Consider the following 11,326-nt stretch of genomic DNA (forward strand, 5'->3'; position numbering starts at 1 on the left):
AGGTCTTGCAGGCGCGCTTTGCGAAGCTGATGGAGCAAGGCCGGGCAGAGTATCTCACCGCAGAGAGCACAGAGAACACAGAGAAAATCTTTGCGGATTCCGCGCCCTCCGTGGTGAACAATGACAAGCTTGCCGAGGCGGTGTTGGAGCGTTTCCGCGATAAAGACCGGCGCGAAACCTTCTACCGCTTCTTCCGCGAACTGGAAGAACTTTATGAAATCCTCTCGCCTGATCCGTTCCTACGCCCCTATCTGGAAAATTATCAACGTCTGCTGGAAATGTACCGCCTGTTGCGCGCCGCCTATGAGCCCCACGTACCGGTAGACAAATCCTTCCTTCGTAAAACGGCGGAAATCGTGCAGAAACACACCCGCGGCGGTGTCGTGCGGGAACCGCAGGCAACCTATCAGCTCGGACCCAATGCCCTTTTGGCGCTCGTACGCGAGGAAAAGCCCGAGACGGTCAAGGTCTTTAACCTGCTCAAAGAGCTGCACCGCCTGGTGGAAGAACAGGGACACACCGCGCCCTATCTGTTTTCCATCGGGGAGCGCGCCGAGGAAATCCGCCGCCGCTTCGAGGAACGACAGATCGAAGCGCAGGAGGCGCTTGTCGAACTCGAACAGCTGGTGTGCGAATATGCGGAAGCCGAGAATGAACGCTGCAACCGAGTGGGTGAGGGCGCCGGCCGCCCCTATGCGCCTCAAGCGTTTGCAGTGGAATGGTGGCTGCGTGCCCGTAAAGTTGATCCGCAACAGGCGTTGCAGGTCGCGCAAACAATAGAAATCGCCTTTGCGGAATTTCCCCACTGGATGACCAACCGCAAACAGGAAGGCGGCCTTCGCAGCCGCCTATATAAATCTTTGCTGGACATCGGCATTACCGAGGTGGTTGCTTGGGCCGATGCGATCCTGAACCTGCTGCGGAGGGCTGCCGAGTGAGAAAACGCGCCCCTGAACGGCAGCCGTTGGAGCAGGCAGTCCCGCAGGACCTTTTTCGCGCCGAGGTGGCGGCCTGGGCTCAACGCATCGGCGTGGCTGTGCGCGAGATCCGCATCCGCACGATGAAGCGCAAGTGGGCGAGCTGCTCGTCGCAGGGACGCCTGACCTTCGATGCCGGTCTTTTGCAGCAACCGGCCGAGTTTCGCCGCGAGGTGATTGTACATGAGCTTCTTCATCTCAAAGTGCCCAATCACGGTCCATTGTTTAAATTACTGTTAAAAGCCTATTTAGAGTCCGCGTATTAATTAATAACGGAGTGCGATCATGAACCCTTTTCTCGTTCCGCCGAACACGCGCGTCGATTTAAGTCAATGGGATCCGGCCGATGACCGCGGTCTGGGAATCGACAAGAAAAAAGCCGAAAAGAAAATCGAAAAGCTGAACGACCGGCTCGAGGCGCTGCAGGAGCTGCTCTACGCCGAGGGCAAACACAAGGTGCTGGTGGTGCTGCAGGGAATGGACACCAGCGGCAAGGACGGCGTTATACGCCACGTCTTCGACGGCGTCAATCCGCAGGGCGTGCGGGTGGCGGCGTTCAAACGGCCGACGCCCGAAGAGCTGGCGCACGATTATCTGTGGCGCGTGCACAAACAAACGCCGGCAGCGGGCGAGATCGTCATCTTTAACCGCAGCCATTACGAAGATGTGCTCGTGGTGCGCGTCCATGGACTGGTTCCAGAAAAGGTGTGGAAGCGCCGCTTTGAGCACATCAACCATTTCGAGCGCCTGCTCGCCGACGAAGGCACGACGATTGTGAAATTTTTCCTGCACATCAGTCCCGAGGAGCAGAAAAAGCGGCTGCAGGAACGGCTCGAAAAGCCGGAAAAGCAGTGGAAGTTCAACGTCGGCGATTTGGCCGAACGTAAGCTTTGGTCAGAGTATATGCGCGCTTATGAAGACGTGCTGAGTAAAACCAGCACCGACTGGGCGCCGTGGTACATTGTGCCGTCCGATAAAAAATGGCTGCGAAATCTGGTCATCTCGACGATTCTGGTCGAGATGCTGGAAGGATTAAAGATGAGCTCCCCGAAACCGGCGCAGGATTTGAGCGGCGTCGTTATTGAATGAGGAGGAATCGATGAGTCGGCAAAAACTGATGCTTTTTTTGCTGTTGTCTCTGACGTTGCCGGCCGCGGGATTCGAAGGCGTTCCCTTGCGCAGCGGGCAGAAAATTTTTGCCTCCGGCATGAATCTGGCGTGGATCCATTTCGGCAGGGATCTGATCGATTTCGACGAGGCGCGTTTTACCCAGGCGTTGGACGAGATCGCCGCCGCGGGCGGCAACACGGTGCGCTGGTGGCTGCACGTCAACGGCTCGGCGAGTCCCACGTTTACCGACGGCCTGGTCAGCGGCCTACAGCCGCAGGAGATCCCCAACCTGCTGCGGGCGCTCGATCTGGCTTACGAGCGGGGACTCCTGCTGCTTCCGGTCTTGTGGTCGTTCGACATGCTGCAAAAACAACAAGGCGTGGACCTTGACCGCAACCGCCGGCTGCTCGAGGATCGCTCCTGCACGCAGGCCTACCTCGAGCATGCTTTGATCCCCATGCTAAAAGCGGCGGCCGGACATCCGGCGCTGCTCGCCTGGGAGATCTGCAACGAGCCGGAGGGAATGACGCCCAAGTTCGGCTGGTCGGCGGAACGCGTCGAAGTGCGGACGGTGCAGCAGTTTCACAATTTGCTGGCCGGCGCCGTTCACCGCACCGACCCGCGGGCGCTGGTCACCACCGGCTGCTGGAACGTGCAGGTGGTCAGCGGTCGCCCGGAATTCGAGAATTGGTACAGCGACGCGGCGCTGATTGCGGCCGGCGGCGATTCCCTGGGCGTGCTCGACTTTTATCAAGTGCACTATTATCCCCGCTGGTACGACGAGGCCTACTCCCCCTTTCATCATCCGGCTGCCTATTGGCAATTGGACAAACCGGTGCTGATCGGGGAATTTCCGGCCAAGGGCCTGGCGGGAAAAGATCAGGGCGGTCGACTTCAGGCGGCCCTCTCGACGGAGAACGCCTATCGTTTTGCGTTCGAAAACAGTTACCTCGGCTGTCTGGCCTGGACCTGGACCGGGCACGACGGCCTGGGCGGCCTGAAGGATGCGGCCCCGGGCATGAGGCTTTTACGGGAAATCGCGTCGAAGGCCGTCATTTTAAAAATGGCCGAACCTTAGGATCAGCGGCGGCCCTCCAGGGCGTTTTTCGCCCGGCGCAGCCACTCTTTTTCGGCGGCGAAGGTCAACCGTTTGTGCGCCTCATCATACGGCAACCACATCGGCTCGAATTGTTCCTCGGCCGCACCGCAGACTTGGCCGTTTTTCAGCTTCATCAGGAAATAATGCTCTTGGCGGGAATAGTGTCGGTTTCCCCAATCGAATTCCACCAGCATCTGCCCCAAATCGGCAAGAATTTCCACAGAACAACCGGTTTCTTCTTCTACTTCGCGCTGCGCCGCCTGCTCCGGCGACTCATCCGGCTCGATATGTCCTTTCGGCAGGCGATATTCGCCTTTTTTAGGGCGAAAGAGAATTAAATAACGGTCGTCCTCGACCACCACTCCGCCGGCGGCCTGGTAGCTGACCAAAACTTTTTCCGGTTCCACATCTTTCTCCTTCTATTTCGTAAAGAAATTTAAGCATGCCGTGTCGACAATGTCAAGCCGCGACGACGTTGCAGAAATGATGCGTATTTTGTAAATTTATATTCATTAAGGACCTTTTGCTCATGGTTCATAACGAACGAGTTTTCGAGCTGTATCGCGATTGTCGTCTGTGTCCGCGGCAGTGCGGCGTGGATCGAACGGCCGGCAAGCTCGGCGTCTGCGGCGAAAGTGCAGACCTGCGCATCGCCGCCATCGAGGCGCATTTCGGCGAAGAGCCGCCGATTTCGGGCGTGCACGGCTCGGGCACGGTCTTTTTCTCCGGCTGCACCCTGCGCTGCACGTTCTGTCAAAATTACCAGATTTCGTGCGAACATTTAGGGGAAGTACTGAGCGTCTCCCAAACGGCGGATCGTTTGGAAGCTCTCAGCCGGCGCGGCGTTCACAACGTCAACTTTGTCACGCCCGACCATTTTCTGCCGCACACGCTGGCCGTCGTGTCCGAACTGCGTCGGCGCGGCGTCGAGGTTCCGATTCTTTACAACACTTCCGGCTACTGCCGGATCGAATCGCTGCGCCTGCTCGAGGGAGTCGCCGACATGTACCTGCCCGATTACAAGTATTCGGATCCGGAGCTGTCGCGGCGGCTGTCGCATGCGCCGGACTATCCCGACGTCGCCTTGGCGGCGCTGCAGGAAATGGTTCGTCAAGTCGGGTTTCTCGATGCCTTTGTCGAAGACAAGCCGATTGCCTCGCGCGGCGTCTTGGTGCGCCACCTCGTTCTGCCGGGGCACGTGCAAAACTCGATCGACGCTTTGAGCACTCTGTTCATCGAGTTCGGCAAAGAGCTGCCGATCAGCCTAATGTCGCAGTACTGGCCGGCGCGCCGGCAATCGCTGCCCGAAATGAACCGCCGTGTGACTCACGACGAGTTTTATACGGTTTATGAACACGCTCTCTCGCTCGGATTTACCCATCTGTTTGTCCAGCATATCCGATTCGAAGAAGCCGAGAGCGAATTTCTTCCCGATTTCAGACAACCCCGCCCCTTTAAAGGCAACCTACGCAAGGAGAATCTATGAAGAAAAAACTGCCGTTTGCGGTCATTGCTTTGGGCCTGACCAGCCTGTTTACCGACATTGCGACGGAAATGATCTATCCGTTGGTACCGGTGTTCGTTTCTTTGCTCGGCGCAGGCGCCATGGCGCTGGGCGTCATCGAAGGCCTGGCCGAGAGCATCGCCTCGCTGCTGAAATTGTTCAGCGGCGTATGGACGGACAGGACCGGTCGGCGCAAGCGGATGACGGTGATCGGCTATACGATCTCGACCGTGTTTCGGCCGCTGACCGGATTCGCCACCTCGGTCTGGCAGATCGTAGCGGTGCGGGCGGCCGATCGGGTCGGCAAAGGCATCCGCACATCGCCGCGCGATGCGCTGCTCGCCGCTGCCGCCCCGCCGGAAATCCGCGGCAAGGCGTTCGGCTTTCATCGCGCCATGGACCACACCGGCGCGGTCATTGGACCGCTGGTCTCATTGCTGCTCTTGACGCTTTTAGCCGGAACATTTCACGTCACAGAGCCGATGACGCTGCTGCGCCGCGTCTTTCAGCTGGCAATCATTCCCGGTGCATTGGCCGTGTTCATGCTTTTATTCTTTGTCAAAGAACCGCCCGATTCAGGCCGGTCTCCCGAAGCTTTTCGCTTCTCGCTGAAACCCTTCGACCGCCGCTATACCCGTTTTCTGGCCGTCATTTTGTTATTCACTTTGGGCAATTCGTCCGATGCCTTTCTCCTTTATCGGGCTCATGAAGCGCTGCAGCTCAACCGCAGCCTTTTAGATAAACTGGCGGCTTTGCCGATCTTTACCTCGCTTTCCTCGGTTTTCAATCAAACAACGCTGCAGCAGCTCATCGACATCCTCTTCCTGCCGCTGTTTTGGTCGTTCTTTCATATCATCAAAGTCATTTTTTCGACGCCGTTCGGGGCGCTTTCCGACCGGATCGGCCGCCGACGAGTCATCTCAACGGGTTGGATCATCTATGCCGTCGTTTATGCTTGTTTTGCATTTTTGCATCGACTTCCTCAGGCCGTCCAGCTGCCGGCAATCTTTATCCTCTTTTCCGTCTATGCGCTCTATTATGCGCTCTGCGAAGGCGCCGAAAAAGCGTTGATCGCGGATCTGGTGCAGCCGTCTCTGCGCGGCAGCGCTTTCGGATTGTATCATTTTACCGTGGGATTGGCAGCTTTTCCGGCCAGTCTGTTGTTCGGCACGCTCTACAGTCTGTTCGGCGGCAGCGTTGCATTTTTGACCGGCGCCGCTCTGGCGGCAGTGTCCGTAATTCTGCTGACCGCATGGGTCAAGCTGCCGAAAACAAAGTAATCCGACTCTGCTGCCCCGAAAAACGATCCCTTCAGAAATAAAAAAGGCCGTCCTTTTGGACGGCCTTTGCGTTTTGAATGGCCTATTTTACCAGAACCAGCTTGCGGCTGAGCTCATAGGGACGCTTGTCGTTGACGATCAGGCGATAAAAGTAGACGCCTGCGGAAACCACCTGCTGCGTTTCATCCAGGCCGTTCCAGCCGATCTGGTGTTGACCGGCTTCCCAGCGGCCCTGCGCCAGTGTCTTGATCCGCTCGCCGCGCAGATTGTACACAGCCAGATCGATATCCGCCGCCTGAGAAAGACGGAACGGAATGAGGGTCTGCATATTGAAGGGGTTCGGGTAAGCGGCAAGCAGCTCGAACTCTTTTACTGTACCGGTAAAGTCATATTCTTTGGCCTTTACGCCGCTCGCCGAGGTGTCGATGACGCGGATGTCATCGATGTAAAACGTCGTGGTATTGGCGCCGATGTTGAAGCGGATGTGATTCGAGGGGTCGGTGCGCACGGCCTCGAATTCATAGGGACCGTACAAATTGGCGCCTTCGATGTCGATATCCATAGCCCATTGCACCGCCCACGGATCCTGGTTTTCCTGCATCGATATGTTGATGGTTTTCTTTACATCGGCGTCGGCCATGAAAGAAATCAGATAGACATGGCCGGAGTCCACTGGAATGTTTTGCTGCAGTTGGACGTGCCAGTTGTAGCTGCCGCCGCTGGTGATCTCGACCATCAGATAGTTTGGGTCGTCAAAATAGGCCTCATCAATAACCGTTGCTCTGGCGCTGGCGCCGGAACCGCTGTTGACGTTCAAATTCCACGGCGCCATGGTGCTGCATTCAAAGCTGCCGTTTTGGGCCTTTTCGGCGGCCGACACCGGTCCGATCTTGATGCGCACCGGATCAGACCAGGCTTCCTTATTGTCCGTCGTGCGCAGTTGCGCCTGCAGAACATAAGCGCCGCGAACGGCCTTTTTCCACAAAAATTCCCACGGTTCCTTGCGTACGACGCCGCGGTACATGCCGTTGACATAGACCCGCAGGTCTTTAAAGCTCTCGCCGGTAAAATCGACATCAAAGGTTATTTTGACATCGCCGCACGGGGCCAAAACTTCGCCGTTTTTAGGGCTGGTGATGGCGACTTTCAGCTCGGCCTGAAGCGGCAGTGAAAGAAAAAGCCCCAAGCAAAAGACAATCAGCATTACCCAACGATTCATGGCATTTCTCCTTCTTGTTGGATTGACCAGCAATTTATTGACAAAATAAGAAATTTAGCGCCTCGATGGTAGCATTTTCTTTATTTTTTTCGGTGCTATGCGGCCATGCTGCAAATAAAAAGGGCATTGCCTTTTTTTACTGCAATGCCCGCAAAATTTTTTGTGCCGAGGGCGGGAATCGAACCCGCATGGACCAAGGTCCGCTGGATTTTGAGTCCAGTGCGTCTACCAATTTCACCACCTCGGCAAACATTTAAATATAGCGAGATAGAGGGTGAAAGTCAAGGGAAATGTCCCTTTTGCAGAATCAATTTACTTCTGTTTTGTGCCTTCTTTGAAAGCGGGCATAAACGCCTGCGGCCGATTGTACGGCCTGCCGAATCAATCGCTGAATCTGCTTGCGACTATTCCGGTTGTTTTCTATCTTTTTTGTGAATTTAACAGGAGGTTGTTATGAAACTCGGTCTGCTGATGCTTATGGTTGGCGCCGTCTGCGCTTTTGCGCAGGAAAACCTCATCAAGAACGGCGAGTTCGACGACGGCCGAAAATACTGGAGCGTCCGCAAGGAGAATGATGCCGAAATGACCGTCGAATATCCCAAGGACTCGCAGCTTTCCGGCGAGGCTTCCTGTTTGATTAAAATCACCAAGGGCGGCAACCAAAGATCCGATGTCTATGCGCAGCAAGGGGTCGTTCTGGAGGAGGGCAAAGCTTATCGCCTCAGCTTTATGGCGCGCGCCAATGTGCCGCACACGATTTTGGTGCAGTTTAAGGAAAGCGATGGTTTGCAGCGGGTTTTATGGGAAAGCCCGCTGTTGGAGCTCCAGGACGAGCCGCGGCATTATGGTCCGTTTCTTTACAATTGCAATCTGAACGCCAACGCGGTTCTCAAATTTCTGCTCGGCGGCAAGGACAATGTGGAGGTGCGCCTGGATTCGGTCTGGTTGACGCGGGAGGATCGCCCCGGCTATGTCAAAACGGTCGACAAATTCCTCAAGCGCGTGCACACCTTTCAAGGCACGACGATTCCCTATCGACTCTGCTTTCCGGACTTTTACGATCCTGCGCAGCGCTATCCCTTGGTGCTGGCGCTGCACGGCGCCGGCGAGCGCGGCGACGACAATCAGATCCACATCGAACTGCATCGTCTGGCCACCAGTTGGGCGGACAGCGCCAATCAAAAGAAATATCCCTGCTTTGTGGTGGCGCCGCAGTGTCCGGCCGACAACCGCTGGGTGGACAGCGATTGGTCGACGGGCTACTATCGGATCAGCGACACGCCGGTCAGCAATGAACTGCTTGCGGTTGTGGATTTGCTCGACTCTCTGGTTGCGGCCTATTCCATTGATGCCGACCGGCTGTACGTCACCGGTCTTTCGATGGGCGGTTACGGCACATGGGATCTGATCACGCGCTGGCCGGACAAGTTTGCTGCGGCCGTACCGATGAGCGGCGGCGGCGATTCGACGCGCGCCGACCGCATCAAACATCTGCCCATCTGGGCGTTTCACGGCCAAGTCGACAACACGGTGCCGCCGCAGGGCTCGCGGCAGATGATCCAGGCGCTCGAACGACGCGGCCGACAGGCCGTCTATACTCACTGTCGAGTCAATGACTGCACCGGCCTAAGCGACGACGAGATCGCCGCAGCCGTTGCCGGCGGCGCGACTCTGCTCTACACCGAATGGAAAGGCAAAAGTCACGTCATGTGGGCGGAAAGCTACGACTATCCCTATCTCTTTCCCTGGGTTTTTGCGCAAAACCGCAAAAACAATCCGCCTGCCGTGGGGGTTAAAAAGACGGCCGAAATTCCGGAGCTCACTTTGACCCTCAAGCCTGCCTATCCGAACCCGTTCAATCCTGAGACCACCATCGAGCTCGCTCTCAAACGCGATCAGGAGGTCAGGATCGAGGTCTATGATCTGCTGGGCAAACGAGCGGCTCTATTGTTCGAAGGGAGGCTGACGCCCGGGGTTCATCAGATACCTTTTCGAGCGACCGGCCTGAGCTCGGGCGTTTATATCGTTCAGGCATCGGCCGAAGGGCAAATCGTCCGGCAAAGCCTCACGTTGCAGAAATAAAAAAGGGCGGCATCTCTGCCGCCCTTTACGTTTTAGGGGTTGTCTTGCGGACAGAGCGGGCAGTACAAGGCAATGTCCACGGCGGCGTTGTTGATGCGGCCGCCCCCCTCCTGAATCAAACCAAAATCAATGGTTTCCTGCGAACGAATTTTTACTTTGTTGCGGCTGAACTGGTAGGTATAAGCTCCCTGATTAACCGTGATGGTAAAGTTTACTTCCTGATCGCACGGCGCGAAACTGGTCAAAGACAAATAGGTTTCGTTTTTGTTCTTATCGCCGGAGCACTTGCCTGACCATACCTCGACCTTTTGCAGAAAAGTGAACTTGTAGGCATATTTATTAAAGCCCTTATCATAGACGAAATGCGAGGTGCTGATGTCGTATTTTTCACTGATTTCGCAGGGATTGGAACAGCTCAACAGCAGAACGGCAGCCGCGAGGGGCAGTATGGATTTCATTAGGCACCTCTTTCCCGACTGCGGCGCCGCAGCATGTCGCTGATGCGTTTGCCGACCAACCGGTCCGCGGCTGCAACGACCTTTTTGATGACCTCAAAGACATCCTCGTCACCCGGCCAGTACTGTTTGAGCAGCTCGGGCGGGGTATTGCTCAACAGGCCATGCAGCACGTAAGCGGTCAACACCAGATCGTCGGCCCAGGCGACCGGTCCGATGATTGCCTCAGGAATGAGATCGAACGGAGAGATGAAATAGGCCACCGCAGCCATCAACTTGAGGCGTTCGGAAATCGGTACGCGCGGATCGATCGACAGCTTCCACACCAAATAGAACATGTCGGGCGCCCAAATGATGTACTTGGCGTAAGGAGACGCCGCATTCAGATTGGTATTGATCCATTCCAGCACCTTTTGGCGCAATTTCAGGTAAAAACCTTGCTCCTTTTCCATCGCCGTACTCCCTAAAGTCTTTTTCAACTGCAAAAATGTAGCAAAACGGAAAAGAAAAGCCAAGAATTCTTTTTACTGTTCCCCAAAAGTGCCCCTTTTACAAAAGTTTTTGTGCGCTTGATAAAAAGCCGGAAAAACTTGAATCTCTTTGTACTTCTTTTGAATCAAAAAGTAAAAAAGCAGAAAATAATTCCGCTTTATATTTTTTTATTGAAAATATTTTTTAACTTTAATAAGAAAATTGAAATAGGCTTGTTGGGGAAAAGCGTTGAAAACGACGCTAAAGTCCAGTAAACTGTTTAAAAAACGAAAGGAGCTGCCATGAAGAACCTCGTTGTTACCGCTGCGATTCTTTTGCTGGTCGTCGCCGGTGCCTGGGCGCAACTCAATCCGGCGGACCGGCCGACTTGGAGCAGAGGCGTGATCTTGAATTTCCAAGAGAGCACAGAACTCGGCGAGGCGTTCAATCTGATTCAGGTTGAATGCAACAACCAATCGATTTTCGAACCGGCCAATAACCCGGCGCCGGTCAACAAGCCGGACGATTTCCCCTTTAACAGCGCCAACGTCGGCAAAATCACCACCACGGCCTGCGACAAAGAGGGATTTTACATCGACAAAGAATTCGTTCTTGATTTTACCTTCAGGCCGTGGATTTGGGTCGACGTGATTGCGCCGGCGGCAGGCAAAAAAGTTTTGCTCGTATTGGAAGCGTGGAGCGATCCGAGCGTTCGTAAGGAATTCGAAGCGACCACCAGCGAAGGCGGTGTATGGGAGCGGTTGACGTTCGACGTCGGCGGCACCGAGTCGTTCAAATACGGCCGCGTCGGCTTGTTTTTCGATTACGGCGGCACGACAGCCGGCGAGGTGTGGTATTTTGACAACGTACGCCAGATGCAGCCGCCAATCACCTACGACAACGGCCTGATCGAGGACTTTGAGACGCCCAACCGCATGTTCTGGGGCGATTGGGGCGGTTGTGAATTCACCATCGGCGAAAACCCGTCGAAAAATGACGCCAATCCCAGCAACATGGTCGGCATTTTCTACACAACCGCCGAACAATGGGAAGGGGCCTGCAATGCCGAGCGCCTCTATCCGCTCGATTTTGCCGGCGCCAACGGCGGCTCGATCACGGTCCAAGTCTA

At 55.5% G+C, this 11,326-nt stretch carries 12 protein-coding genes and 1 tRNA gene; 8 read left to right on the top strand and 5 right to left on the bottom strand.

From position 1 onward, the window contains the following. The 4 genes from ONB24_12760 to ONB24_12775 all read left to right on the top strand — a co-directional run. The coding region (locus ONB24_12760) for a type I restriction endonuclease subunit R (protein ID MDZ7316985.1) at positions 1-938 on the top strand (938 nt) is incomplete at its 5' end. Further along, on the top strand, positions 935-1,243 hold the full coding sequence (locus ONB24_12765; protein MDZ7316986.1) for a M48 family metallopeptidase: 309 nt from the start codon (positions 935-937) through the stop codon (positions 1,241-1,243). The genes ONB24_12760 and ONB24_12765, both read left to right, overlap by 4 nt. Positions 1,244-1,262: 19 nt before the next feature. Next, the gene (locus tag ONB24_12770) at positions 1,263-2,066 is read left to right on the top strand and encodes a polyphosphate kinase 2 family protein (GenBank protein MDZ7316987.1); all 804 of its coding nucleotides are present in this window, start codon (positions 1,263-1,265) and stop codon (positions 2,064-2,066) included. 10 nt (positions 2,067-2,076) lie between these two features. Next, positions 2,077-3,165 (top strand): glycoside hydrolase family 5 protein, encoded by a 1,089-nt coding sequence (locus ONB24_12775; GenBank protein ID MDZ7316988.1) that lies wholly within the window; start codon positions 2,077-2,079, stop codon positions 3,163-3,165. Positions 3,166-3,167: 2 nt separating this feature from the next. Here the strand turns inward: ONB24_12775 and ONB24_12780 are convergent, their stop codons facing one another. After that, positions 3,168-3,593, bottom strand: a complete 426-nt coding sequence (locus ONB24_12780; protein ID MDZ7316989.1) for an NUDIX domain-containing protein — start codon at positions 3,591-3,593, stop codon at positions 3,168-3,170. A 122-nt stretch (positions 3,594-3,715) separates the two neighbouring features. Here ONB24_12780 and ONB24_12785 point away from each other — a divergent pair, with 122 nt between their 5' ends. After that, positions 3,716-4,672 (top strand): radical SAM protein, encoded by a 957-nt coding sequence (locus tag ONB24_12785; protein MDZ7316990.1) that lies wholly within the window; start codon positions 3,716-3,718, stop codon positions 4,670-4,672. Continuing rightward, a complete protein-coding gene (locus tag ONB24_12790) occupies positions 4,669-5,970 on the top strand; it encodes an MFS transporter (GenBank protein MDZ7316991.1) in 1,302 nt (433 codons plus the stop codon). Before ONB24_12785 ends, ONB24_12790 begins: the two co-directional genes overlap by 4 nt. 82 nt (positions 5,971-6,052) lie before the next feature. Here the strand turns inward: ONB24_12790 and ONB24_12795 are convergent, their stop codons facing one another. Then, on the bottom strand, positions 6,053-7,189 hold the full coding sequence (locus ONB24_12795) for a carbohydrate binding domain-containing protein (GenBank protein MDZ7316992.1): 1,137 nt from the start codon (positions 7,187-7,189) through the stop codon (positions 6,053-6,055). 163 nt (positions 7,190-7,352) lie between these two features. Beyond that, positions 7,353-7,436: transfer RNA gene (locus tag ONB24_12800), tRNA-Leu, on the bottom strand. Positions 7,437-7,642: 206 nt separating this feature from the next. On the opposite strand from ONB24_12800, the gene ONB24_12805 reads away from it, so the two are divergent. After that, positions 7,643-9,271: a prolyl oligopeptidase family serine peptidase gene (locus ONB24_12805; protein MDZ7316993.1), complete on the top strand. Its 1,629-nt coding sequence runs from the start codon at positions 7,643-7,645 to the stop codon at positions 9,269-9,271. 32 nt (positions 9,272-9,303) lie between these two features. Here ONB24_12805 and ONB24_12810 read toward each other — a convergent pair whose 3' ends face one another. Continuing rightward, positions 9,304-9,729, bottom strand: a complete 426-nt coding sequence (locus tag ONB24_12810; protein MDZ7316994.1) for a hypothetical protein — start codon at positions 9,727-9,729, stop codon at positions 9,304-9,306. After that, complete coding sequence (locus ONB24_12815) at positions 9,729-10,178, bottom strand: DUF1232 domain-containing protein (protein MDZ7316995.1); 450 nt, start codon at positions 10,176-10,178, stop codon at positions 9,729-9,731. The genes ONB24_12810 and ONB24_12815 overlap by 1 nt, the downstream gene beginning before the upstream one ends. A gap of 321 nt (positions 10,179-10,499) precedes the next feature. On the opposite strand from ONB24_12815, the gene ONB24_12820 reads away from it, so the two are divergent. Then, positions 10,500-11,326, top strand: an 827-nt coding sequence (locus ONB24_12820; protein ID MDZ7316996.1) for a hypothetical protein, incomplete at its 3' end; no start/stop codon positions are given.

It is taken from the genome of candidate division KSB1 bacterium (assembly GCA_034505495.1).
Lineage (GTDB): Bacteria > Zhuqueibacterota > Zhuqueibacteria > Residuimicrobiales > Krinioviventaceae > Fontimicrobium_A.